The 25091-nt window shown below is 72.6% G+C and carries 21 protein-coding genes and 2 pseudogenes; 14 read left to right on the forward strand and 9 right to left on the reverse strand.

Translation table 11 applies throughout. From position 1 onward, the window contains the following. Positions 1 to 42: 42 nt before the first annotated feature. Both Phou_RS06320 and Phou_RS06325 read right to left on the reverse strand, forming a co-directional pair. A pseudogene (locus Phou_RS06320) lies at positions 43 to 755 on the reverse strand (lytic polysaccharide monooxygenase). Positions 756 to 884: 129 nt separating this feature from the next. Further along, positions 885 to 1514 carry a TetR/AcrR family transcriptional regulator gene (locus tag Phou_RS06325; protein WP_173054372.1) on the reverse strand — a complete coding sequence of 210 codons (630 nt, stop codon included), beginning with the start codon at positions 1512 to 1514 and terminating at the stop codon, positions 885 to 887. A gap of 143 nt (positions 1515 to 1657) precedes the next feature. Between Phou_RS06325 and Phou_RS52235 the strand changes: the two are divergent. The 4 genes and pseudogenes from Phou_RS52235 to Phou_RS06340 all read left to right on the forward strand — a co-directional run. Beyond that, positions 1658 to 1933 (forward strand): annotated as a pseudogene (locus Phou_RS52235) (glycosyltransferase family 2 protein); the annotation flags it as partial. A gap of 236 nt (positions 1934 to 2169) precedes the next feature. Then, positions 2170 to 2967: a glycosyltransferase family protein gene (locus tag Phou_RS52240; protein ID WP_246273311.1), complete on the forward strand. Its 798-nt coding sequence runs from the start codon at positions 2170 to 2172 to the stop codon at positions 2965 to 2967. Positions 2968 to 3019: 52 nt separating this feature from the next. After that, positions 3020 to 4066: a LacI family DNA-binding transcriptional regulator gene (locus tag Phou_RS06335; RefSeq protein ID WP_173054374.1), complete on the forward strand. Its 1047-nt coding sequence runs from the start codon at positions 3020 to 3022 to the stop codon at positions 4064 to 4066. A gap of 290 nt (positions 4067 to 4356) precedes the next feature. After that, a complete protein-coding gene (locus Phou_RS06340) occupies positions 4357 to 6258 on the forward strand; it encodes a ricin-type beta-trefoil lectin domain protein (RefSeq protein ID WP_173054376.1) in 1902 nt (633 codons plus the stop codon). A 126-nt stretch (positions 6259 to 6384) separates the two neighbouring features. On the opposite strand, the gene Phou_RS06345 is transcribed toward Phou_RS06340, so the two are convergent. The 4 genes from Phou_RS06345 to Phou_RS52245 are packed head-to-tail and all read right to left on the reverse strand — an operon-like array spanning position 6385 to position 10380. Then, entirely contained in the window at positions 6385 to 6909 is a 525-nt protein-coding gene (locus tag Phou_RS06345; RefSeq protein WP_173054378.1) for a MerR family transcriptional regulator, read from the reverse strand. Between the two features lie 50 nt (positions 6910 to 6959). Continuing rightward, positions 6960 to 9395, reverse strand: a complete 2436-nt coding sequence (locus tag Phou_RS06350; RefSeq protein ID WP_173054380.1) for an FtsX-like permease family protein — start codon at positions 9393 to 9395, stop codon at positions 6960 to 6962. Then, entirely contained in the window at positions 9392 to 10153 is a 762-nt protein-coding gene (locus Phou_RS06355; RefSeq protein WP_371872084.1) for an ABC transporter ATP-binding protein, read from the reverse strand. Before Phou_RS06355 ends, Phou_RS06350 begins: the two co-directional genes overlap by 4 nt. Then, a complete protein-coding gene (locus tag Phou_RS52245) occupies positions 10141 to 10380 on the reverse strand; it encodes a hypothetical protein (RefSeq protein ID WP_246273313.1) in 240 nt (79 codons plus the stop codon). The genes Phou_RS06355 and Phou_RS52245 overlap by 13 nt, the downstream gene beginning before the upstream one ends. A gap of 199 nt (positions 10381 to 10579) precedes the next feature. On the opposite strand from Phou_RS52245, the gene Phou_RS06360 reads away from it, so the two are divergent. The 6 genes from Phou_RS06360 (at position 10580) to Phou_RS06385 (ending at position 17107) form a co-directional block, all read left to right on the forward strand. Further along, entirely contained in the window at positions 10580 to 10915 is a 336-nt protein-coding gene (locus tag Phou_RS06360) for a PadR family transcriptional regulator (protein WP_173054384.1), read from the forward strand. Beyond that, positions 10912 to 11862 carry a permease prefix domain 1-containing protein gene (locus Phou_RS06365; RefSeq protein WP_173054386.1) on the forward strand — a complete coding sequence of 317 codons (951 nt, stop codon included), beginning with the start codon at positions 10912 to 10914 and terminating at the stop codon, positions 11860 to 11862. The genes Phou_RS06360 and Phou_RS06365 overlap by 4 nt, the downstream gene beginning before the upstream one ends. 30 nt (positions 11863 to 11892) lie before the next feature. Next, positions 11893 to 12861 carry an NAD(P)-dependent alcohol dehydrogenase gene (locus Phou_RS06370; RefSeq protein WP_173054388.1) on the forward strand — a complete coding sequence of 323 codons (969 nt, stop codon included), beginning with the start codon at positions 11893 to 11895 and terminating at the stop codon, positions 12859 to 12861. A 773-nt stretch (positions 12862 to 13634) separates the two neighbouring features. Next, entirely contained in the window at positions 13635 to 15281 is a 1647-nt protein-coding gene (locus Phou_RS06375; RefSeq protein WP_173054396.1) for an ArnT family glycosyltransferase, read from the forward strand. A 64-nt stretch (positions 15282 to 15345) separates the two neighbouring features. Then, positions 15346 to 15846: a SigE family RNA polymerase sigma factor gene (locus Phou_RS06380; protein ID WP_246273314.1), complete on the forward strand. Its 501-nt coding sequence runs from the start codon at positions 15346 to 15348 to the stop codon at positions 15844 to 15846. Continuing rightward, a complete protein-coding gene (locus tag Phou_RS06385) occupies positions 15836 to 17107 on the forward strand; it encodes a hypothetical protein (protein ID WP_173054398.1) in 1272 nt (423 codons plus the stop codon). The genes Phou_RS06380 and Phou_RS06385 overlap by 11 nt, the downstream gene beginning before the upstream one ends. Positions 17108 to 17293: 186 nt before the next feature. Here Phou_RS06385 and Phou_RS06390 read toward each other — a convergent pair whose 3' ends face one another. Next, a complete protein-coding gene (locus Phou_RS06390) occupies positions 17294 to 18928 on the reverse strand; it encodes a metallophosphoesterase family protein (protein ID WP_173054400.1) in 1635 nt (544 codons plus the stop codon). 114 nt (positions 18929 to 19042) lie between these two features. Between Phou_RS06390 and Phou_RS06395 the strand changes: the two genes are divergently transcribed. After that, complete coding sequence (locus Phou_RS06395) at positions 19043 to 20140, forward strand: M20 family metallopeptidase (protein ID WP_173054402.1); 1098 nt, start codon at positions 19043 to 19045, stop codon at positions 20138 to 20140. Between the two features lie 94 nt (positions 20141 to 20234). Further along, positions 20235 to 21425: an MFS transporter gene (locus Phou_RS06400; protein ID WP_173054404.1), complete on the forward strand. Its 1191-nt coding sequence runs from the start codon at positions 20235 to 20237 to the stop codon at positions 21423 to 21425. Positions 21426 to 21546: 121 nt separating this feature from the next. Here Phou_RS06400 and Phou_RS06405 read toward each other — a convergent pair whose 3' ends face one another. Together Phou_RS06405 and Phou_RS06410 are read right to left on the reverse strand one after the other, a co-directional pair. After that, positions 21547 to 22257, reverse strand: coding sequence for a DNA alkylation repair protein (locus Phou_RS06405; protein ID WP_173054406.1), 711 nt, complete (start codon positions 22255 to 22257; stop codon positions 21547 to 21549). After that, complete coding sequence (locus tag Phou_RS06410) at positions 22248 to 22667, reverse strand: VOC family protein (RefSeq protein WP_173054407.1); 420 nt, start codon at positions 22665 to 22667, stop codon at positions 22248 to 22250. Before Phou_RS06410 ends, Phou_RS06405 begins: the two co-directional genes overlap by 10 nt. A 47-nt stretch (positions 22668 to 22714) precedes the next feature. On the opposite strand from Phou_RS06410, the gene Phou_RS06415 reads away from it, so the two are divergent. Next, positions 22715 to 23365, forward strand: a complete 651-nt coding sequence (locus Phou_RS06415) for a formylglycine-generating enzyme family protein (RefSeq protein ID WP_173054409.1) — start codon at positions 22715 to 22717, stop codon at positions 23363 to 23365. 101 nt (positions 23366 to 23466) lie between these two features. Beyond that, the gene (locus tag Phou_RS06420) at positions 23467 to 25023 is read left to right on the forward strand and encodes a pectate lyase family protein (protein WP_173054411.1); all 1557 of its coding nucleotides are present in this window, start codon (positions 23467 to 23469) and stop codon (positions 25021 to 25023) included. Positions 25024 to 25091 lie beyond the last annotated feature (68 nt).

The raw sequence follows: 25091 nt of genomic DNA on the forward strand, positions 1-25091 counted from the left end.
GACACGCCCACGAACTCCCTGGTCAACTCGGGGGAAGGGTCGTCAGCCGCAGGGGCCCTGGTCGCGCCAGACGCCCCACTGGCCGGTGGTGCCGGGCGTCTCGCCCTGCGTCCACCACTGCGCCTGCCAGCGGCGGCCGTTGTGCGAGACGATCGCGCCGCCGGTGTAGACCGCGCTGGCGCTCCACGGCGTGCCGCACGCGGGAGCGGGCGGCTGCGTGGTCGGCGGCGGGTTGCCGCCACCGCTGCCGACCTGCAGGTCGACGCAGGCGTAGAACGCCATGGCGGTGTCGGCGATGTTCCACCGGGCGAGCACCGTGATCCGGCCGGAACGCCCGCCCAGGCTCACGTTGTGCGAGACGTTCGCCGCAGGCTGGCGTCCACCGTCGTCGAACACGGCTATGCGCGTGCCGCCGACGAAGTACTCCCACGTGCTGGTGGCGTGCCGGGCGGTGAGCACCCAGCTGAACGTCACGCTCTGGCCCACGGACGTCGCCGGCCAGTTGCGGCTGTTGTCGTTCAGCACCGCAAACCGGCTGCCGCCGCCGTTGCACTGCATTGAGCCCTTGGGCGCCTCGACGCTCTGCGGCTCGTAGACGATGTCGCCGCAGTTCGCGACGCGGCCCTGGGCACACATCGCCTGCCGGCTGGGCGGCGAGGAGATGTACCCATGCGCCTGCGCCGGCGAGATGCCCACGAGGAGCGAGGCCACGATCGCGGCAACGGTGAGCAGGGGAGGGTGATGCGTCTTCGCATGAAATCCTCCTTGTTTCGGGGGATCCGCTCGGGTTGGTGCCCATCAACATAAGGTAAAGAAACCTTACAGTAAATAGGCTTAACCAAATCTTTCGATGGATGTGCTAAGCAGTCCCGGATCGACAGCCGTCAGCGGACCGCGTAGTCGCGGAGCCCCGTCTCCAGGAGCGCGAAGGCCGCTTCGCCGCGCGCGCGCACGTCGGCGGCTAAGCGCAGGACCTCGTCGTCGGCGAGCACGCGGCGGCGCACGTACTCGATCAGCGTGCGGTGGACGCCCACCAGCGCGTTGGCCACCACGCGCGCGGTGAGCTCGTCGCCGCCCTCCGCGGCCAGCACCTCGGCGAGCCCGTCGGCGATGGTCGCGAGCGCCTCCTGCTCACGGGCGCGCAGGCGCGGGCTGCCGGCGACCATCGCCATCACCGAGCGGGCGCGGGCCAGCGCCTCGGCGTCACCCTCGGCGACCCGCGCGAGCATGCCCTGCGCGCCGAGCACGAGGCGGCGGAACGCCACCAGCGCGGACTCCCCCGCCGCGCGGTCGCGCACCGCGTCGACGAGCTCGGCGCCGAACCCCTCCAGGCCGGAGTAGAAGAGGTCCTCCTTGGTCCGGAAGTAGTTGAACACCGTGGTCTCGGCGACCTGCGCCTCCCGGGCGACCTCCGCCACCGACACCTGGTCGAAGCCGCGGTCGGCGAAAAGGCGCCAGGCGGTCTCGGTGATCAGCCGCCGGGTCTGCTCCTTTTTCTGCTCGCGCAGTCCCATCGCCCTCGCCAAATCTTGAGGCAGCCCCAAATTTGGCGTCACTATAGCGCGGGAGCCAGACCGGATTCCGACCGATCCTAGAGTCCATCGAACTAGGCTCGTCGATCGCTGGGCGCGCACGGCTAGCGAGAGGGCGGGTGCACATGGGTGGGTTCCGGTTGAGCGTTGTCGTGCCGGCGTACGACAACGCTCCCCTGCTGGACCTGACGCTGGGCGGCCTGGCGCGGCAGACGATGCCCGCCGAGGACTTCGAGGTGATCGTCAACGACGACGGCTCACCGGTGCCGCTGGCGCCGGGCGTCGACAAGTACGCCGACCGGCTCAACGTGACCTGCGTGCGCGCCGAGCGCAACAGGGGCCGCTCGGCCGGGCGAAACGCCGGCGCGGCGCGGGCCACCGCTGACGTGGTCGTGTTCGTCGACGCGGACACTGTCGCCCATCCGGCGCTGCTGGAGCGGCACGCGGCGTACCACGACCGCCGCGGCGGCCGCCCCGGCGTGCTGCTCGGCGAGCGGTTCGACATCGACTGGGCAGGCGCGGGCGCGCTGCTGCGCGGCCAGACGCCCACCCCGGCGATGCTCGACGCGTACCGCGGCGACCCCCGCGACGGGCACACCGCGCACCCGCAGCACCGCCTCGACTTCGAGCGCGCGCCGTGGCTGCTCGGCTTCACCCACAACACCTCGCTCGACAAGGCCACGTTCGACGCGGTGGGGGCTTCGACGAGGCGATCGTCAAGTGGGGCCTGGAGGACAGCGAGCTGTTCTACCGCGTCTTCCACCACCACGGCTGCCCGCCCGACCTCTTCGCCCGCGACCCGCAGGCGATCGCGTACCACATGCCGCACTACCGGCCGACCGGCGAGCTGCTCGGCACGCTCGACAACATCCGGTACATCGCCCGCAAGCACCCCCGCTACGACCTCGAGGCGATGCACAGCCCCGCCACACTCGGCCAGGTCATGGGCAAGGTGCGGCTGTACTCGGACGCGGTGGCCGCCTGCCGGAGCGCGGGGCTGGGGCGCCCGGACGTGCTGCCGGCCGACGTCCGCACGGGCATCGGCGAGCGCGCTCTCGTCGCGGGGTACGGGGTGTCCCGCCTGCCGCTCGGCCCGGGCTCGCACACCTTCGACCACGACGCGCCGATCAGCGAGACCAACTGGCACCGGCTCGGGCTGATGCTCCAGGACTTCCGCACGGGGCAGTTCGCCCAGTTCGTCAACGTCGACCTGTGGCGCTTCCTCATGCCCGAAGACCTGAGCCTGCTGGTCACCAAGGGACTGCGCAAGGCCGACCGGATCGTGCTGGTCGCCTCGCACGCCGCGCCCGACGCGGCGTCGATGCTGCCGGTGCCCTTCGTCGACGACGTCGACTACGTGGCGCGGATGCTCGGGGCCCGCTTCGACGTGTCCACAGTGGTACACGAGGAGGCGACGGTGCTCACCGTCAGATGAGGCGCCGCGGCAGGCCGCCCGCGGGCTCCGAGCGCCGGTATGCTGTTACACCATGAAACAAAGCGGTGTAACGCGAGGCACCCGCGTCACGGTGCGGGACGTCGCGGCCGAGACCGGCCTGTCCATCGCCACGGTGTCCCGGGTGATGAACGGCCGGTCGAACGTCGCACCGCACACCCGTGACCTGGTGCTCCGCGCGATGGGGCGGCTCGGCCAGCACACGCCGCGCCGCCGCGCCGACGCCGAGCCCGCCGGCGGAGCCGTCTACGTGCGCTGCCCGTACGTGCTGACCGACTACTTCGGCATCATCGTCTCCTCGGTCGCCGAGACCCTCGAGGTGCACGGCCGGCCGCTGGTGCTCAACGCCGGCGAGGCGGCGCAGCACGCCGAGGTGCTGCCCGGCCTGACCGATCGCACGGGTGTCGGCGGCGCCATCCTGATCCTGCCGCCGGAGCCGGGCGAGGCGCTGGAGCGGCTGCGCGACCAGCGGTTCCCCTTCGTCGTCGTGGACCCGCGCACCCCGCCGCCGCGCGACGTGCCCGCGGTCTCCGCCGCACACTTCGCCGGCGCGCGCCGCCTGATGACGCACCTTGTCGAGCTGGGCCACCGCCGGGTCGGCATCATCGGCGGGCCACGGCACTGGCTGGTCACCGACCACCGGCAGGCGGGATACGTGGCGCCGCTCGCCGACGTCGGCGTGCTGCCCGCGCCGGAGCTGGTCAGGTTCGTGGTGGAGCCGACCACCGAGCACGGCTACCGGGCCGCGTGCGAGCTGCTCGACCTGGCGCGGCCGCCGACGGCGCTGGTCGCGTTCAACGACAAGATGGCGGTGGGCGCGCTGCGCGCGGCGGCCGAGCGTGGCCTGCGCGTGCCGGACGACCTGTCGGTGGCCGGCTTCGACGACATCGAGGTCAGCCGCGCCACCCAGCCGATGCTGACCACGGTCCGCCAGCCGCTGGAGGAGATGGGGCGGATGGCGGTCAACCTCCTGATCCGCCTGCTGGACGCGCACAAGCTCGACGCCCTGCATGTCGAGCTGGCGACCGAGCTGGTCGTCCGCGGCTCGACGGGCCCCGCGCCCGCGCCCGCGCGGAGTTGATCAGGGACTTGGTGGGCGCGGCGCGCCGGCGACACGCCCACCAAGTCCCTGATCGACAGCCGGCACCCCACGGCTGTTACATATTGACACTCATGCCACAGTAGGTGTTTCATTTCCGTTACCGCTGTCGCGTCACCGGGTTTTTCGCGGCAGCGGGCGCTGGACCCACCCGAGGCCATCGCCGCGCCGCTGCACCGGGCCGGTGAGGGGGTCTGACGCCGCACACCCATGTCCGGCGTCGCCTGGCGGGAGCGCCAGGCGAGACCATCCCTAGCGAGGGAGATCCCTTCATGCCCAGAGCAGGAGTCCGCGGGCGGCGGATGTTCGCCGCCGCCACCGGCGCGGCCACGCTCATCGCCGCCGTGGCCGGCACCGTCGTGCTGTCGCCGTCCGCGCACGCCGCAGGCGAGCAGGTGAACATCTGGTTGACCACCACCTCCGACGGAGGCGGCCGCAGCGTCACGCGCGGCCTGCAGCAGCAGGCGGCCATCGCGTTCGGGCCGGCCGGCGGTTCGGCCAACCAGACCATCACCGTGAACGAGAACGTGCGCTACCAGACCTTCGAGGGCGGCGGCGCGTCGATCACCGACACGACGGCGTACCTCTTCCGCGGCGGCCCGATCAGCGCGGCCACCCGTGACGCGGTCATGCGCCGCCTCTTCCACCCCACCGAGGGCATCGGGCTGTCGTTCGTCCGCAACCCGATCGGCGCCTCCGACCTGTCCCGCCCCGGCAACGTGTCGCTCGACGACACCTGCTGCGACCTGAACGACTTCGGCGCCAACGGCTACGACACCAACGTGCGGCTGCTCACCCAGCAGGCCAAGCAGCTGAACCCGGCGCTGCGGGTCAAGGGCGTGCCGTGGAGCGCACCCGGCTGGATGAAGGACAACGGCCGCATGGACCAGATGGGCTGGCTGCGCGCGGAGTACTACCCGATGTACGCCCAGTACTTCGTCAGGTACGTGCAGAGCTACCAGGCCGCCGGCATCCCGGTCGACTACGTCTCGGTGCAGAACGAGCCGAACTGCTGCCAGGCCGGCAACCCGACCGCCATGAACTACCCCGGCATGAGCTGGAACGCCTCCGGCCTCACCGAGTTCACCAAGAACCACCTCTACCCCGCGTTCCGCGCGGCCGGCATCACCACCAAAGTGCTGATCCACGACTGGAACTACGGCGACTACGGCCAGATCGGCTCCGGCATCCTCGCCGACGCGGCGGTCCGCAACGACCCGCTCTTCGGCGGCATCGCGTGGCACGGGTACTTCGGCGACCCCGCGGTCGGTACCCAGGTGCGCAACCAGTACCCGAACGTCCGCCAGTTCTCGACCGAGCACTCCGGCGGCACGTGGGTCGGCAACCAGCACAACGAGGACCTGAACGACATCGTCAACTACGCGCGTAACTGGAGCGGCAGCCTGGTCAAGTGGAGCCTGGCGCTCAACCAGAACATGGGCCCGCACAACGGCGGCTGCGGTACCTGCACCGGCCTCGTCACCGTCCAAGAGGGAGGGTCGCGGGCCGGACAGGTGGACAACACGATCGAGTACTACACGACCGGCCACCTGACCAAGTTCGTACGGCCGGGCGCGCAGCGGATCGACTCCAACAACACAGCCGTGCAGAACGTGGCGTGGCGCAACACCGACGGCTCCAAGGCGCTGATCGCGCACAACGGCGGCACCGGCTCGCAGTCGGTCCGGGTCAACTGGGGCAACCAGTCGTTCACGTACACGCTGCCCGCCCGCACCACCGCGACGTTCACCTGGACCGGCACCCAGTCCGGCGGCGGTGGCGGCGGTGGGAGCACCGGGCAGATCACCGGCCTGGCCGGCAAGTGCGTCGACGTGGCCGGCGCCTCGACCGCCAACGGCGCGGCGGTCCAGCTGTACACCTGCAACGGCACCGGCGCGCAGCAGTGGACCCGCGGCACCGACGGCACGATCCGCGCGCTGGGCAAGTGCCTGGACATCGCCGGCCCGAGCACGGCCGACGGGGCACAGACCCACCTGTGGGACTGCCACGGCGGCGCGTCGCAGCAGTGGACGTACACGGCGGGACGCGACCTGACCAGCGTGTACGCCGGCAAGTGTCTCGACGCCACCGGCAACAACTCGGCCGACGGCACCCGGCTGCAGATCTGGACCTGCACCGGCGCCGCCAACCAGAAGTGGAACGTACCCGCCTAACGAATGACGGCCGCCGCTACTCGGGCGGCGGCCCCGGGCGTACATCGGCGCGGCGACCGGCGCACGCCCACGGGAAGCCGGCACCACCCGGGGTGCCGGCTTCCTGCCGCTGCACGCGACCCGGGGTCAGGGCTCCGATCGTGCGGGACCGCAGCAGCCGGCCTGGTCTTCGGTGCTCGGCACGACGGCGAGGCCCTCGAACGGCAGCGGGCAGCCAGACGCCTCCGCGCAGGCGACCAGGTCGTCGCAGCCGGCCGTGACCGCCTCGCGGAGGGTGTCGCGGATGACGAGCAGCTCCGCGATCTTCCGCTCGACCTCGGCGAGCTTGACCTCCGCCCGGGCCCGCAACCCCGCCTCGGCCGGCGGCCGCGTGCCGGCCCTGGCCCGCGAACCGGAAACCGCGCGTGGCCGGTGGCCGTGGCGGTGGGTGGCGGCGTCGAGCAGCTCGGCCACCTCGTCGAGCGTGAAGCCGAGCCGCTGCGCCGTCTTGATGACCCGGAGCAACGTCACCGTCTGCGGCGGGTAGAGCCGGTGCCCGCCGTTGGTCCGGGCCGGCTCGGTGACCAGGCCGCGCCGCTCGTAGTACCGCAGCGTCTGCAGGTTGACCCCGGCCGCCGCCGCCACCTGTCCGGACCGCAGTCCCATGCTCATCCCCCGACCATAAACCTGTACCCGGGTACCGGCTGCAAGCGTGACCGCCGTCATGCCGCCGCGGTGCCGATCACCTCGATCGCCCGGCGCCGGGTGGCGGCGCGTGCGGTGACGGCCGTGACCGGACCGACGATGAGGAACGTGGCCGCCGCCACCGCCAGGTACACCCAGATCGGCCCGCGCGGGACCCAGGTGCCCAGCGCGACCGCCATGGGCAGCACCGTGAACGCCGAGATCACCGTGCCCAGCCCCACCGCGAGCGCCGCCAGCAGCGCGGCCTCGGCCAGGAGCATGCGGCGCACCTGGCGGTGGGTCGCGCCGGCCAGCCGCTGCACCGCCAGCTCGCCGCGCCTCGACAGCACCGCGACCGCGATGGTGTTGACGGCGGCGATGGCCGCGTACGCGATGGCGAGCAGCGCGACAAGGTAGCTGATCCAGCCTTGCACGTCGAGCCCGGCCTCGAAGGACGTACCGAGCGCGCCGCCATCGTCCACTGTGGTGCCCGGCCAGTCCGGAAGCGAACCGGGATCACCCTGGACGAGCAGCTGGCTCGGTGCGCCGGCCGTGGTGTGCGGGGCGAGCAGCTCGGGCGGCACCACCATGCCGGCGTAGTGCGACGGGCTGTCCAGCAGCGCGACCACCGTGACCGGCACGAGGGCGCCGTCGCCGAAGCGCATCGTCACCCGCTCGCCGACCGCGACGCCGAGGTCCTCGGCGCGCTTCTGGGGCAGCGCGACCACGTCACCGCCGAACCCGTCCAGGCTCCCGGCCACCACCGGCACGTCGAGCGCGGAGGGGCCGACGCCGAGGATGGTGGAGGGGTCGCTGCCCTTGCCGTCGTACGGCGCGTCGAGCCACCCTCGGCTGGTCACCAGCGGGGTCGCCGCCTCGACACCCGGCGTGCCGCGCACCTTGTCGACGAGGCCCGGTGCGATGCCGCCGGACGTGGAGGTGAGCACGGTGTCGGCGCGGAGCTGGTCGGTGTAGGCGGCGGTGGCGGCCGCCTCGTAGGTGGTCTGCGCGTACACGTTGCCGAGCGCGATCGACACGCCCACGACCAGCGGGGTGAGCACGGCGGTGAACTGGGCCGCCCGCGCGCGGAGGTTGATGGCGGCCAGCCCGCGGGGCAGCGGGAGCCGCGCGACGAGGCGGTCGATCAGCTCGGGGCCGAGCAGCGCGACCGCGATCGAGCCGGTGAGCACGGCGGGGCCGCCGATGGCCAGCGCGATCTCCGGGCCGAGGAACATCGTGGTCGCCGCCAGTGCCACAGTGCCACCCGCGAACACCAGCGCCAGGACCCGCCGGATCGGTGCCACCGTCGCCGCGGGGATGGCCGCCTCGGCGAGGGCCTGGATCGGCCGGGTGCGTGCGGCCGGCAGGGCGGCGAGGTGGGCGGTCACCCGGGCCATCACGAACGCCACGACCACGGCGCCGGCGAACGGGATCGGCCCCAGGCTGAACACCAGCGCCTCGGGCACCACGCCCCGCGCCTCGCTGGCCGCGAAGATCCGGCCGGCGAGGAGGGCGCCGAGGCCCGCGCCGCACGCGATGCCGAGGACCGCGACGGCCATCGTCTCGCGTACCACCATGCGGTGCACCTGCCGCGGCGTGGCACCACCGGCCCGCAGGAGCGCCAGCTCGCGGCGGCGCTGCCGCACGGTGAGGCTGATCGTGGCGGAGACGACGAGCGCCATCACCACGACCACCATGCCGCCGAAGATGGCCGCCACGAGGATCAGCGGCAGCCGGCTGGCGCCGATCCCCGCGAACTCGCCGGCGCCCCGGTCGGCGCCGGTCAGCACGGTCAGCTCCGGCGGCAGAGCCGCGTCCACCCGCTTGGCCACGTCGCCGGCCTCCGCACCCGGCGCGAGGAGCACTCCGATCGCGTCCACAGTGCCCGGTCGCGGCGCGAAGCGGGCGGCGTCGACGGTGGAAAAGAACAGCGCGGGCGCGTCGACAGCACGCTCGGACCGGGCCAGCCCGACGACGGCGAAGTCGTGTGGCGTACCGGCAATGGTGATTTTCATTCGCTGGCCCACGACGGCGCCGCCGGTTTCCAGCACGACCTCTCCCGTGGCGCTTGGCGCGCGACCGTCCACTATGGTGTATGGGGTGAGTGCCGCGGACGCCCAGTCGTGGCCGGCGAGGACCTCACCGGGCGTGAGCGCCGCGGGAAACGAGACGTCCGGGATCGCGCGGGCCACACCGGGCACGGCCGCGACGGCGGACACGAGGGTGGCGTCGACCCGGGAGCGCTCGGGGTACGCGACCCGCTCGTGCTCCTGGTCCGGCAGCTTGAAACCGGACTCCCCGGCGACGATGACCGGCGCGCCGGCCAGCCGCTGCGCGGTGGCGTCCAGGCGGATCGCGGTCTCGAAGAGGCCACCGCAGGTGACCAGCAGCGCGGTGCCGAGCAGCACCGCCGCGAACGTGGCCAGCGAGGCCGCCGCGCGGTGGCGGAGGCTCGCGAGCGCGAGACGGTTCACAGTGCACCCTCCACAGTGGTCCCCACACGCGCGAGGCGCTCCGCCACCGCTGCCGCCCGCGGCCGGGCGAGCTCGTCGACGATGCGGCCGTCGACGAGGAAGAGCACGTTGTCCGCGTACGAGGCGGCGACCGGGTCGTGCGTGACCATCACGATGGTCTGGCCGGTGTCGGCGAGGTGCCGCATCAGGCCGAGTACCTCGGCGGCGGTGCGCGTGTCGAGCGCGCCGGTCGGCTCGTCGGCGAACGTGACCGCCGGCCGCGCCGCGAGTGCCCGCGCGATGGCCACCCGCTGCTGCTGGCCTCCGGAGAGCTCGGCCGGGCGGTGCCGCAGCCGGTCGCGCAGCCCCACCCGCTCGATGACCTCCGTCGCCCACCGCTTGTCGGTGCGGCGGCCGGCGAGCAGGTCGGGGAGCGTGACGTTCTGCCACACGTTGAGCGCCGGCATCAGGTTGAAGGACTGGAAGACGAACGCGACGCGGTCGCGCCGCAGCACGGTCAGCCTCGTCTCGTCGAGGCCGGTGAGCGGGGTGCCGGCGAGGGCGACCTCGCCCGAGGTCGGTGCGTCGAGCCCGGCCGCGCAGTGCAGCAACGTGCTCTTCCCCGAGCCCGATGGCCCCATGACGGCGGTGAACGTACCGGCCGGGAAGTCGACGGTGACCCCGTCGAGCGCGGTGACCGCGCCGCCTCCCTTGCCGTAGGTCTTGCGGACCGCCGCCAGGCGCACCGGCGGCTGCGCGGATGCGGTCACGGCGTCCACCGGCTTTCCCGCGCCAGCGCGCGGCGGGCGGCGTGCAGCGCCCCGGTGACCCACCACACGGCGAGCACGACGGGCGCCCCGGTCAGTACGGTCCACAGCCACCACGGCGTGACCAGGTCGCCACCGATGACGACGATCATCGCCCACACGACGAACTGCACGGCGCTCGCGACGATCCACACGACGGCGGTGATGCGAGCGGCGAGCAGTGCGGCCGGCTTGTTCATTGTCTTCCCCTCCCACTGGCTGACTCCGCTTTCGAGCCTGCGGCCCGGGAAGGGGTCGGGGCAGTAGGGCTAAGCCCCCTATCGGGGTAGGGCTTGGGTAGGAGTTCGCACCGCGTCCGCGTCGCCGTGGGCACATGTCGCGCGTCAGACAGTGATGTGTCTGTTGCGATAGTGTGTGGCACACAGTATCGTGTGAGGCATGCTCGACGATGAACTGCTCATGACGCACCAGCAGGAGCTGCGTCGCGGCACCGTCGTGCTCGCCTGCCTGCTGATCCTGCGCAAGCCCAACTACGGCTACGCCCTGCTCGACCTGCTCGAGCGCAGCGGCTTCGCCGTCGACGCCAACACGCTGTATCCACTTCTGCGCCGGCTGGAAAAGCAGGGCCTGCTCACCAGCGACTGGAACACCGACGAGTCCCGGCCGCGCAAGTTCTACCGCACCAGTGACCTGGGCGAGGAGCTTGCCGAGACCCTGAGCCACGACTGGGACGAGCTGCACGCCGCGTTCCACACCCTGAAGGGCGAGTCATGACGACCACGACCACCTCTCTCACCGACCGCTATATCGAGGCCACCCTCCGCCGCGTGCCCGCCCGGCAGCGGCCCGACATCGAGCGCGAGTTGCGTACCTCCATCGCGGACGCGGTGGACGACCGGCTCGAAGCCGGCGACGAGCCCGCGGAGGCCGAGGTGGCGGTGCTCACCGACCTGGGCGACCCGACCCGCCTCGCCGCGGGTTACGCGGACCGCCCGCTCCACCTCATCGGCCCGGCGCTGTTCGTCGACTACACCCGCCTGCTCAGCGCGCTGCTCGTCACGGTGGTGCCCGCCGTGGCCGCGATCGTCGGCGTGGTGCAGGCGATCGACGGCGACAGCGCCTCCGGCATCGCCCGCGACGCGATCTACGCGGCGATCACCGCCGGCTTCCAGGTCGCCTTCTGGACGACGCTGGTCTTCGCGCTCCTCGAGCGCTTTCCGGGGCCGAAGCTGCCCACCCGGCAGTGGACGCCGGCCGCGCTGCCGGAGCCGGTGGGGCGCCGCACGCGGTACGCGGAGCTGATCGCCGAGACCGTGGCGATGGTGCTCTTCACCGCGCTCATCCTGCTCTCCCCCGTGCTGCCCATCCAGAAGGACGCGAACGGCGACCCGATCGGGGCGCTCGACCCGTGGCTGTGGGACAACGGCGTGATCTACGTCTTCGTCGGCCTGCTCATCACGAGCCTGAGTTTCGCCTTCGCCAAGTACTACGCGCGCCCCTCCGTCCCGTTCGCGATCGGGCGGGCGGCCGCCGACATCGCGACCGGGCTCACGCTGCTCTGGGTCGCGGCGAACGACCACATCCTCAACCCCGCCTTCGTCGAGGCGGCCGGCTGGTCGTCCACGACGCCCAAGTGGACCAACGGGATCGTGGTCGCCGTCTGCGTCGCCTCGCTGGTCAGCGCCGTCGTCAACGGCCTGCGCGACTACCGCCAGCGCTGAGCCACCCCTCACCGTCCGAAGGAGACAGTCATGAAGGCGATCGTCTACGACCGGTACGGCCCGCCCGACGTCCTGCGCTACGCGGACGTGGAGCGCCCCGCCTCCCCCGGCGCCGGCCAGGTGCTCGTCAAGGTGCACACCGCCTCCCTCAACTTCGGCGACCGCGCCGTGATGCGCGGCGAGCCCGGCGCGATCCGGCTCGGCATGGGGCTGCGCCGGCCGAGGGCAAAAATCCTCGGCAGAGCGGTCGCCGGCACCGTCGAGGCGGTCGGGCCGGGCGTCACCCGCTTCCAGCCGGGCGACGACGTGTTCGGTGAGGTCAGCCAGAACGGCTTCGCGGAGTACACGCTGGCCAAGCAGAAGCACCTGGCCGCCAAGCCGGCCGGCGTGACGTTCGAGCAGGCGGCCACGCTGCCGGTCGCGGCCAACACCGCACTGCAGGGCATCCGCCTGGGCGAGGTCGGCCCGGACACCCGCCTGCTGGTCAACGGCGCGTCGGGCGGGGTTGGCACGTTCGCGGTGCAGCTCGCCAAGGCGCTGGGCGCGCACGTCACCGCGACCTGCAGCGGACGCAACGCCGACCTGGTCCGCGCGATCGGCGCGGACGCGGTCATCGACTACACGACCGGTGACGTCACGAGCGGCGAGGCCCGCTTCGACGTGGTGTTCGACCTGGTCGGCGACAAGCCCTTAGCCGCCATGCGCCAGGTCCTCACGCCCCGCGGCATGTACATCGCGTCGTTCGGCGGCGGCGGCAAGGTGCTCGGCCCGATGCCCCGCCTGCTGGCCATGATGGTGAGGGCACCCTTCGCGTCACAGCGCCTGCGCCCCCTGGTCGCCACCCCCAAGGGCGCCGAGCTGGCCGAGCTCGCCGAGATGGTCGCGGCCGGCACGCTCGACCCGGTGATCGAGCGCTCCTGCCCCCTGAGCGAGACCGCGGACGCGATCCGCTTCATCGAGGAGCACCACGCGCAGGGCAAGTTCGTCCTCACGGTGTGAGCGCACCACCGTCCACCGAGGACACGGGCCCGCGAGGGCGAACCCCAATGAAGATGTGAGCTGCCGCGACGTCCGCGGTGGTCCGGACCGTTGCTCCCGCGGCCTCACCCTCCGCGGTTGGCGGGGAGCCTCCGGAGCTGGGCGCACCAATGCGCCCAGACTTCGGCCCGAGGACCGAGGTCGGGGTCGGGGTCGGAGGTCGGCTTTCACCCTCGCCCAGGTCGTCCCACAGCGCGGCGGCGGCGTCACCATCGCAGGACGGCAGAAGCGGGAAGCCGACAACCGGGCAAGGTCCGTCCGTGGAAGCGACCAAGCCGTCCTCAGGTCAAGGTCTCGCGCTGATGACGCTTGCGATCGTGGACGTGCGGTGCCCTCCATGGGGCAGCAAACGTCCACGATCGGCCGGCCGCCCAGCGTCCCTAACGCGACCGCCCCTGGATCGACCCAACCATGATCGCCTGGCTCGGTGTCCACACCGCCAGGCGGTTGTTTCTGCCGGTTCCCCGTCCCGGTGGGCACCGGGGCGCAGGCTGGATGCGTCTGACAGAGCGAGCAGTCCACGCTGACCGCCGCCGCGTCCCGGCCCGCACGCGCTGGCGGTTCCCGTCGATGATCTGCCGTTCGGGCACTCGGGCGGACGAGATTGGCGGGGTCAGTCCGTGATAAGGCGCCGTCGTGGTGTCACGTGGGGTCGATCATGGGGCGGGACATTCGTTGAACAGATGGGGCCGACCCGCACGTATCAGTGTTCAGGGAGTGTGAACCTGGTGACGATGACGACGACCGCGGCGGCGACCGCGCCGGAGCCCGCGCGGGAGCGGTGGGTGGTGCCGGCGCGTCTGCGGCGCTGGCTGTACCCGCTGGTCGTGGCCCTGCTCCTCGGGCAGATGGCGGTCGCGATGGTGACCGCGGCCGTCCAGCAGACGCCGACGATCGACGAGCCGGTTTACGTGGGCGCGGCCGTCTGGCAGACACAGGAGCACAGCCTCCGGTACAACCCGGAGCACCCGCCCCTCGGCAAGCTGCTCATCGGCGCGGGGCTGGCGTTTTCCGGCGCCGAGGTCGACCCCGGCTTCCAGGGCGACCAGACCGCGCTCGGCCGCCACCTGCTGTACGAGTCCGGTCACGACCCGTGGCGCCTCATGTTCCTCGCCCGGCTGCCGGTGATCCTGCTGACGCTGCTGTTCGGGCTGGTGGTGCTGGCGTTCGCGCGGGACGTGGCGGGGGCGGCGGGCGGGCTCGTGGCCCTCGCCCTGTACGCGTTCTCGCCGGACGTCATCGCGCACGGTTCGCTGGCGACGCTGGACGTTCCGGTGGTGGGGTTCCTGCTCACCTCGGTGTGGCTGGCGTGGAGGGCGCGGCAGCGCCCGCGGCTCTACGCGCCGCTGGCAGGGCTGGCACTCGGGGCGGCTCTGTCCGTGAAGATGAGCGCGCTGCCGGCCGTACCATTGCTGCTTTTATTGATCTTTTTGTCGGTGTGGGCGGCGGCCGGTCGGACCTGGCGTGCCGCGGCCTGGGGCCTGGCCGCCGCGGTGCTCGCGGTGGCCGTGGTGTGGGCGTCCTACCTGGCGGTCGACCCGCGGCTGGAGTGGGTGCCGCCGCCGGACGTGCCGGCCAGCGGCGGGTGGCGCGGGTTGGTGGCGCGGGTGCTGCCGTTCCCCGCGGCGTACGGCGACGGGCTGCGCATGCAGTTCGGCTTCGAGGGCGCGCGGTGGACCGGCTTCCTCTTCGGCGAGGTGTACACCGGCGGCCGCTGGTACTACCTGCCGGCCGCGCTGCTGGTGAAGTCGCCGCTTGGCGCGATGGCGCTGTGGCTGGCCGGCGCGGTCGCGCTGATCGCCACGCCGCGGCTGCGGGCGGCCGCGCCGTACGTGCTGGCGCCGGCCGCCCTGCTGCTCGCCGTCGCGATGACCGGGTCGCGCGACTTCGGCACCCGGTACGCGCTGGTGGTGCCGATCTTCCTCGCCGTCGCCGCGGCCGCGGTGATGACGGTGCGGTGGCGGGCGTTACGGATCGTGGCGGTGGTGCTCGTGGGTTTGGTGGCGGCGAGCTCGCTGCGCACGTTTCCGTACTACCTGCCGTACGCGAACGAGGCTTTCGGCGGGCCGGCCCGTACGCACGAGCACCTGCATGACTCCAATGTGGACTGGGGCCAGGATCTGGGGCGGCTGGCCGATCGGCTGCGGTCGCGCTACCCCGGTGAGCGGGTCTGGCTGGTTTACAAGGGCAGCGGAGTGCCGTCGTGGTACGGCATCGAGGCCTCGGACCCGCTCGCGCTGCCGGCGGGTGAGGTGCGCGGGCTGCTCGTCGTATCGGACAGTTCCGCGGCCAAGGCCACGGGCCCGCTGGCCGACCTGATCCGCACGAGCGACCCGATCGACACGGTGGGGCACTCCATCACGATCTACCGCCGGCCGTGAGTCCCGGTTTCGAAAACCGGGCGGGGCCGTGGAACCGATCGGTGGGCTGGCGCGACCAGGTAGCGTGACACGGACCGCGGTAGAGGAGCCCCAGACGGGCGGGAGCGCGTTGGACGACTTCGGCGCGGCGTATCGGGCGCACTACGACGGCATGATCCGGCTCGCCTTCGTTATCACCGACAGCATGGCGGCGGCCGAGGACATCGTGCAGGAGTCGTTCGTCGAGTTGTACCGGCGCTGGCCCACCGTCCGGGACCCGGAGAGCTGGCTGCACACCGTCGTGGTCAACCGGTCCCGGTCGTGGTGGCGGCGCCTGCTGGTGGCCCGCCGCCACGTGGCGCGCGGCTCACCGGCCGAGTCCACGCCGTCAACGGAGGACGGCACCGCCGTGCGGCAGGCGCTGCTGGCGCTGAGCCGCCGCCAGCGGGCCGCCGTCTTCCTCCGCTTCTATCTTGACCTGCCCGAGCTCGCCATCGCCGAAGCGCTCGGCTGCCGCCCCGGCACCGTGAAGTCGCTGCTCCACCGCGCGCTCGCGACCCTGAGGGAGCACCTCGATGAAGATTGAGTCACCCGGCGACCGGGACGAGCGGGTGCGTGCCGCCGTCCGGAGCCACATCGCGACACTGCCGGTACCCCCGCCTGACCTGGCCCGGATCGTGGCCCGCGCGGAAGGCGTGGCCCGGCCACGACGGCGGTCGGGATGGGTCGTCCACGCGGTGGCGGCCGCGGTGGCCGTGGTGGTCTGCGGCACGGTGACCGCCGTGGCCGTGAGCCGCGGGGAGACGCGGTACGACGTCGCGCCGGTGTTCTCGCCCGGCCGGATCCCGGACTTCGCATCGCTGCCGGGGCCGGAGGTGGTGTGGCCGCAGGCGGTCCGCGAGCTGCCGCGCAAGCTGCCCGACGACTCGTCGTACCGGATCGCGGACACCACGGACGGCGACGACCTGCTTGTCGTCTCGTCGGGTCGCGAGACGGGACCGCTGCTGTTCAACCCGGACAGCGGGTCGATACGCCCCGTCGCCACCGGGGCCATGAGCGACGGCCTGGCCGCGCCGAGGGTCTCGACGGCGCTGGTGGCCGGCGACCGCGTGGTCTGGTTCGTGTCGGGGCGGCGGCAGGGCAGGGCGGTCCGCGAGGCGTGGATCGCGCCGCTCGCGGGCGGTGACGCGACAAAGCTGGCCGACCTCCCGGCGAGCGCGGTCGACGGGCGGGGCGTGCTGGCGGGCGAGGCGGTGCTGTGGGAGCAGTACGGGCCGGGCGACGGCCAGGACGACGTGGTCGTCAAGCGGTTGTCACTTCGCGACGGGCGGATCGCGGACGTGCCGGGCTCGCGCGGGTACTGGCTTTCCACCGTCCCCGGCTGGATCACGTCGCAGTATGGCGGGACGCCGTTCGGGGAGCCGGAGCGGAGCGGAACGCTTGTCGAGGTAGCCACGGGGCGGAAGGCGCGGTGGTTGGCCAACGACGAGATGGAGGCGACCGTCGCGTGCGGGCCCGAGTGGTGCACCGGCTGGAACGTCGCCGGCGACGCCGCCATCCAGAACCTCGACGGCAGCGGTTACGTCGACCTGGGCCGGAACGGCGGCCTCTCGCCGCGCCTCGAGGGGCGGCTCGCGATCGGCAACCTCGACACGGCGAACGTCATCTGGGACCGGGGCAGCGGCCGCGCCGCGGTGATCGCGGCGCCGCCACCGCCCGCGCGTGAGGGCATCGACTCCGGCGACCCGACGGTCTTCCAGCTCGACCGCGACAACGAGGCGGCGGTGTACTCCTGGCGGGCCGCCGACGGCACCCGCATGATGCTCGACCTCAAGCGCCTGTGGTGAACCGTGTCTTCCGGCCCCAGGGGCCGGCGGGATCCGGTCCGAGGAGCGCAGCGACGAGGTCGGATGGCGGCGGCTTCCCGGGCCTCAGCGAGCGGGGCCTCAGCGAGCGGGGCCTTGGCGAGCGCAGCGAGCGCGGTTGGCAGGGCCCCGCCCGCGGGACCTCGGGCGGGGCCGGAACAGCGGCGGTCAGCGAGGGTTGGCGACCTCGATCTCGTTGACCTGCTCACCAGTGAGAACGTCGAAGGCGCGCACGACGGTACGGTCCTCGTACACGGCCACGGTCAGCACGGCCGGCGACTCGGGCCGGTCGGTGGCGGAGTCCTCGTCCCACGGGTCCTCGGGGCTCGGCGCGAACTCCATCGCCAGCGCACCCGTGTTGATCGCGGTGTAGCCGTCCCGGTGCCCGCCCGGCGTGACGACGCGGGCAGCCCAGTCGCGGCGGTACGGCGACCAGTGCGTGTGCCCGCTCAGGAAGATCACATTGGGGTACCGGCCGACGATCGCCTCGATCTCGAAGTCGCGGGGGCCGTTCTCGTAGAAGTTGCCGTAGGTGCCGGAGACCGTCCACTCGAACGGGTAGTGCCGCAGCACCAGCACCTGCTTGCCCTTGGTGGACCAGTACGCGAGCCGCTGCGTCAGGAACGCCAGCTGCGCGTCGCTGACGTCCTGCTTCTCGTCCTCCGGTACGCCACCCTCCTCGCCGAGCACGAGCAGCGGGACGCCGCCGACCACCTTCTCGTAGTACGGCTTGTCGATCCGCGCGCCCCACTGGTTGGCGAACGTGAGGAAGTTGGCGACCTGCTGCTCCTTGGTGAGTACCCGGCTGCGCACGTCGTGGTTACCGATGGCCGGGTACACGGGCGGGAGCCGGTGGCCGGCGAAGGCGGCGCTGACGTCCGCGTACTCCTGGACCTGCTGCTCCTGGGTCTGCTCGCGCGGCCCGCTGATGATGTCGCCGACGAGGAGCAGCCCCTTCGCGGCCGGTGCCTCGCGGCGCAGCAGGTCGAGCGCGCCACCGGTGTACGGCAGCCCTTCCACCTGGATGTCGCTCAGCACCTGGAACGTCACCGGCTTCGCACCGCGCGGCAGCGCCGGCAGCGGGGTGCGGACCACGACGTCGTCCACCGCCCAGAACAGCTGCGGCCGGCTGCTGGCGTACCCGAATCGGAACACGGCGGTGCGCGCCCGGGAGGGCACGTCGACGCGGATCACCTCCTGGCCGGAGATGACGTCGCCGCCGCCGTTGGCGCTGACGCGGGCGGCCGAGTAGCGCAGCAGCTCCCGCTCGGCGCCGCCGTCGAACGCCACCGTCACCCGGCCGACCGCCTTGTGCGCCTGGCGGTAGTGCGAGGAGAAGACGAGCTCGACCGCGCGCTTGCCGGCGACCGGCACGCCAGGGCTGGCCAGCGTGCTGTTGACCGGGTGGTCCCCGTCGACGACGGCGCCCTTGGCGGCCGCGACGCCGTTGTCGGCGACCGCGAGCACACCCCGCGAGCGGGAGAACTGCTGCCGCCCGTCGAGGAAGCAGCGCTGGTCGAGCGGCCGGTCGTGCTCCGGGTCGCAGCCGACTCCCGCGGGCGCGGCGGCCGCGAACCAGTCGTCCCGCTGCGTGAACGTCCAGCCACGCCAGCCGGCCGCCGCGCCCTCGGTCTGTACGGACCAGGCCGCGTGTGCACCGTCGAAGTCACCGCGCCACAGCGTCTGCTGCCCCGGCTGTCCGTGTCCGGAGCCGCCGGCCTGGGCGGCCGCGGTGGGCAGGAGCACGAGCGCCGCGGCGGCCGCGGCCAGCAGAAATCGGGTCCTGGGTACGAGGTTGGCCATCGCGTCTCCCTGACGGAGGGGAACAGGTAGGCACACCCTGGCCACGTTGATCAAATCCACGGTGAACGCCACGCCCCGGCCGGATGATCTCCGTACGTCGGGCACGATGGTGCGGTGGAGCTTGATGGGTTTCTCACCGCCGCCGAAGAGCTGCTCGCCGTGCCGTCGACCGCGGACCGGCCGGAGGAGCTGCGGCGGGCGCTGGAGCTGGTCGTCGACTTCGTCGGGCCGGGCTTCCGGGTCGAGTGGTTCGAGTCGAGCGGCGTGCCGAGCGCCCTGGTCCACCATGGACCCGAGGCGCGCGACTTCCGGGTGGTGCTCAACGCGCACCTCGACGTCGTGCCGGCGACGCCGGAGCAGTTCCGGCCGCGGCGGGACGGTGACCGGCTGTACGCGCGCGGCGCGCAGGACATGAAGATAACGGCGCTGGCGCAGGCGCTGGCGTTCCGGGAGACGGCGGCCGCCCTGCCGTACCCGCTGGCGCTCCAGCTCGTCGCCGACGAGGAGATCGGCGGGCGCAACGGCACGCGCCACCAGGTGGAGTGTGGCGTCACGGCCGGGTTCGTGGTGATCGGCGAGCACAGCCGCCTGGACATCGTCGCCGACTCCAAGGGCCTGGCGCACGCGCGGCTCCACGCGACCGGTCACAGCGGCCACGGCGCGTACCCGTGGCTCGGCGACAACGCGCTGCTCAAGCTCGTGCGCACGATCGGCCGCCTCACCGAGCGCTACCCGGTGCCGGCCGAGGAGGCGTGGCGCACGACGCTCAACCTGGCGAGGATCGAGACGCCCAACCGCGCGTACAACCAGATCCCGGCCGAGGCGGAGGCGTGGCTCGACATCCGCTTCCCCACCGAGGACGCCGACTGGGCCGGCGCCGACGCCGAGCGGATCACCGCGCACCTGGCCGCCTTCTGCGAACCCGGCGTGACCGTCACCGTCGACCACGTCGACGCGCCGCACCACGCCGACCACGACAGCCCGGAGATCGCGCACCTGCGCGCGGCCGCCCGCGAGCAGGGCTACGGCGGCGAGTTCCTCTACAAGCACGGCGCCGGCGACGGTCGCTTCTACTCAGCGCGCGGCATCCCGGCGGTCGCGTTCGGCGTGGGCGGCCACGGCCAGCACGGCCCGGAGGAGTACGCCGAGGTCTCCACGATCGCCCCGTACCACGCCGCCCTCGTCTCGTTCCTCCACCGCCTCGCGCCCTAGCCGCGCAAGGTGAGGCGCTGAGGGCGGCGGCCGCTGAGAGCGTCTTTACGTCGCCACCTGTCCGATCGGAGGGGTGCTCGTTCGTCGTGGTGGTATGGCAACCCCTTCACGTGCCCGCTGGGCGATCACGGCGGTCTTCGGCGGCAACGGCCTGCTCATCGCGAGCCTTGTGGTGCGTACCCCGCAGCTCAAGCTCGACCTCGATCTCTCCCCCGCCCAGCTCGGCCTGGTCAGCGCGGTGTTCGGCGTCTCGGCGGTACTCGCCATGCAGGTCGCCGGCGCGCTCGCCGCCCGGGTCGGCAGCGGGTGGGTGGTCCGCGCGGCGATCCTCGTGCTGCCGGTCGGGATCGCCGGGATCGGCGCCGCACCGACGCTGGCGGTGCTGCTGGCACTGCTGCTCGGCTTCGGCGCGGCGCACGGCCTGCTCGACGTCTCCATGAACGCACACGCCGTCGCCGTCGAACGCGCCCTCGGCCGCCCGATCATGAACGGCTGCCACGCCGCGTGGAGCATCGGCGCCGTCGTGGGCTCGCTGGCCGGCTCGGCGGCGGCCCAGGGCGGGATGTCGCGGCAGCTGCACTACGCGGTACTCGCCGTGGCGCTGCTGCCGGCCGCGCTGGCCTGCGGCCGCCTGCTCCTTCCCGGACACGCGGACCGCCGCGCCGCCTCACCCGCACGGGCCCGCGCGTCGTGGCGGGCCGGCTGGTCCCGGCGGATCGTCGCGTTCGGCGCGATGGGTGCCACGGTGCTCACGGTCGAGGCGGCGGTGGCCAACTGGAGCGGCGTCTACCTGCACGAAAACCTCGGCGCCTCGCTCGGCGCGGCCACGCTCGGGTACGTGGCGTTCACCGCCTGCCAGACCGCGGGCCGGCTGGTCGGCGACCGGATACAGGCCCGCGCCTCCGCGTCCCGCCTGGTGGCGGCCGGCACGCTGGTCGGGTCGGCCGGGCTGGCCGTCGTGGTCCTCAGCCCGTGGCCGGCGCTCGCGGTGGCCGGGTTCGCCGTGGTCGGCATCGGGCTGGCCACCCCGCTGCCGGTGCTCTTCGGCGTGGTCGGCCATCTGGGCGCCTCAGGCGCGGGCGCCGCCACGACGGTCGCCCGCTTCAGCACGATGACCTACACCGGCATCCTGATCGCGCCGGCCATCATCGGCTGGGTCACCGAGCTGATCGGTCTCACCTGGACACTCGCCACCCTGATCCCGCTGCTCGCGCTCGTCGCCCGCGCCGCCGCCCCGACCATCAGCCCCACGCCCGCCCGCGCCCCCGAGCCCGCGGTGGCGTAGCGCAAAGGACTCAAAACAGACAGATTTGAGCTACCGCGATGTCCGCGGTGGTCCGGACCGTTGCTCCCGCGGCCTCACCCTCCGCGGTGGGTGGGCCCGGACCATCGCGGGCGTCGCGCGCTCAACTCCTGGCCTTGAGGCCCCGGTAGTGGGCGCGGCGCTCGGGGTCCAGGCGCTCGATCGCGTAGCGCAGCATCGTGCGCGGCATCGTGGCCGCGTGCCGGTCGAGGAAAGCGGTCAGGCGCGCGGGGTCCTTCTTGCCGGCCTCCCGCACCCAGCCGCCGACCGCCTTGTGTATCAGGTCTTCCGGGTCGGCGACCAGCAGCTCGGCGATCCGGAACGTGTCGGCCGTCTCGCCCTGGCGGATGAAGTACGCGGTGGCGACGATAGCGGTGCGGCGCCGCCAGATGTCGTCCGAGCCGGCCAGCTCGTCGAGGATGTCGCGGGGCTTGCCGGCCAGGTGCGCGCCCACGACGTACGGCGCGGCCAGGTCGACGAGGTCCCAGTTGTCGATGCGGTCGTGACGGCGCAGGTAGAGCTCGTACAGCTCGGCCCGCCGCTCCGGCGGCGTCCGGCGGGCACGGCCCTGCTTGTCCATGATGCTCAGCGCGCCCGCGCGCACCTCGTGGATCGGGCTGTCGAGCAGCTTCCCGAGCTCAGCCGGCGCCATGCCCACGCACTCCTTGGCGAGCGCGAACACGTCGCCCATGCGCACGCCGGCGAACGTGTCGTCGCCAGGCTTGAAATAGCGCCGGTACTCCGCCCGCTGCTCCTCGGTGGCGAGGGCGAGCAGGCGCTCGGTGAACTCCTCCGCCGTACAGGTCACCGCCATTGGATCAGCTCCACCGCGTTGCCGTCCGGGTCGCGGACCAGAGCGGCTCGCACGCCCACGATGTCCAGGTCGGTCGGCGGGAAGAACGCCGGGACGCCGTCGGCCGCCAGCGCCGCGACGGCGGCGTCCACGTCGTCCACCTCCAGCGCGAAGTGGCGGTACCCGGTGATCTGGTACTCCTGCTTCGGATCCGCGGCGACCGCGTGCTCACCGGCCTTCTCGCCGTCGCCGATGATCTCCATGTGGAAGTCGCCTTTCCGCAGGTAGCACATCCGCGCGCCGGGCAGCATGTCCGGCGCGCTCCACTCCTGCGCGACCGCGAAGCCGAAGTGCTTGCAGTACCAGCTCACCGTCTCCTCGTAGCTCCTCGCGATGATCGCCAGGTGGTGAAACCGGAAGTCCTGCGCCACGCTTGCCTCCTCCGCGAACCGCCTGTCCAGGCTGGATACATTAAGTGATGATCCTGATTCCGCCCGGCACCGTCTCGCTGGCTGACCGGCGCACCCGGCAGAGGTGGGCCGTCGACGTGGCGCCTTTCCTGCTGGCGCCGGTGCCGGTGACCCAGGCCCAGTACGCGGGTGTCACCGGCGATCGGCCGAGTGCGGCCGGTACGGGCGAGCGGCTCCCCGTGGACAGCGTGTCGTGGTGGGACGCGGCACGGTTCTGCAACGCACTGTCCACACGGGACGGCCTCGCGCCGGCCTACCGCCTGCTGGCCGGCGACGAGGTCGAGTGGGACCGCGACGCGGCGGGATACCGGCTGCCGACCGAGGCCGAATGGGAGCACGCCTGCCGCGCCGGCACGACCGGCCCGCGCTACGGGGCGCTCGACGAGATCGCCTGGTACCGCGGCAACTCCGAGGGGCGGGCGCGCGAGGTGGGCGGCAAGCGCCCCAACCCGTGGGGCCTGCACGACATGCTCGGCGACGTCTGGGAGTGGTGCTGGGACGTGTACGACCCGGAGGTCTACGGCACGTACCGGGTGCTCAAGGGCGGCGGGTGGTTCGACGAGCACTGGAGCTGCCGGGTCTCGGTGCGCCGCCGCAGCCACCCCACGCTGCGGATCGAGGATGTCGGCTTCCGCGTCGCCCGCTCGCAGCCCGCGTAGGGCACTGCAACATTTCTGCACATCGATTTCTATTGACCTCAGGAAAGGGCTTTCCTAACGTAATCCCAAAGCGGTTGAGCCACGAGACAGGAGGCGCGCCCATGCCCAGAAAAGGTCGGAGGGCGCTGCTCGCCGCCGCCCTCGCCGGCGCGGTGGCCACCGCGCTCGTGTTCGTCGGTGTGCACTCGGCACAGGCCGCCACGCTCTTCAGCACCGACTTCTCGGCCGGCGCCGACGGCTGGACCCGCTCCGGCGGGAGCTGGGCGGTCGTCACCGACGGCTCGGCCGTCTACCGCCAGTCCGGCACCGGCAGTGACGCCCGCGCGCTGGCCGGCTCCACCTCGTGGGGCAACTACGCGGTCGAGGCACGGGTCAAGCCCACCGCCTTCAACGGCGCCGCCCGCCACGCCGGCATCATCGCCCGCGCGCAGAGCACGAGCAGCTACTACTACCTCGCGCTGACGAACACCGGTCAGGTGCAGCTCGGCCGCCGCGGCTCCGGCGGCCACACCGCGCTCGCGTCGGCGTCCGCGACGGTGTCGCTCAACACGTGGTACCAGCTGCGCCTGGAAGCCTCCGGCAGCACGCTGCGCGGCTTCCTCGGCGGGCAGCTCGTGGCGACCGCCACCGACAGCGCGTATACGTCCGGGCGGGTGGGCCTCGCCACGTACTACTCCAGCGCCTCCTTCGACGACGTGCTCGTCACCGACTCGGCGGGCCCGAGCCCGACGACGACCGCACCCACGCCCGGCGTCACCACCTCGCCGCCGTCCCAGCCGCTGCCCGGGCAGCCCGACGGCCACGCGACCGGCACGACCGGCGGCGCGGGTGGCCCCACCGTCACCGTGACGAGCGCGGCGGAGCTCGCCCAGTACGCGGGCGCCAACACCCCCTACACCATCCGGGTCTCCGGGCGGATCGCGGTCGACGACATGATCACGGTGGTGGCCAACAAGAGCATCGTCGGCGTGGGCTCCACCGCCGAGATCGTGGGCGGCGGCCTCCAGCTGGGCACCACCACGCGGCCCGGCAACAACGTCATCATCCGCAACATCACCTTCCGGGACGCGTCGGACGACTCGGTGAGCGTCCACAATGGATCGCACCATGTGTGGATCGACCACAACGACTTCCACCCCGGCTTCGACGGCTCGGTCGACGTCAAGCGCCAGTCGACGAACGTGACGGTCTCCTGGAACAGGTTTCACGCCACGGACAAGAGCATGCTGCTCGGCCACTCCGACTCGTTCCCGGACGACATCGGCTACCTGAAGGTCACGTACCACCACAACTACTTCGACGGCTCCAACCAGCGCCACCCGCGGGTGCGCTTCGGCGAGCCGGTCCACGTGTACAACAACTACTACCGCGGCATCGGCCTCTACGGCGTGGCCTCCACGGAGAACGCGGGCGTGCTCGTCGAGGCCAACTACTTCGAGGACGTCGCCTTCCCGTGCCACTCGGTCAGCGGGTACGCCGACTCGGCGCCCGGCCGACTCGCCGAGCGGGGCAACGTCTTCGTCCGCTCCGGCGTCTGCGAGAGCGGTGGCACGGTCGCCGACCCGCGGTCCTACTACTCGTACACGCCGGACAGCGCCGCCTCGGTACCGTCGCTGGTCACGGCCGGCGCCGGTGCGGGGCGCATCCCCGGCGCCTGATCCGGCGGCCGCCCCGGCCCGCGCTTTCCCACAGCGCGGGCCGGGCACGCGGTCGAGCCGGTTGACGC

It is taken from the genome of Phytohabitans houttuyneae (genome assembly GCF_011764425.1).
Lineage (GTDB): Bacteria > Actinomycetota > Actinomycetes > Mycobacteriales > Micromonosporaceae > Phytohabitans > Phytohabitans houttuyneae.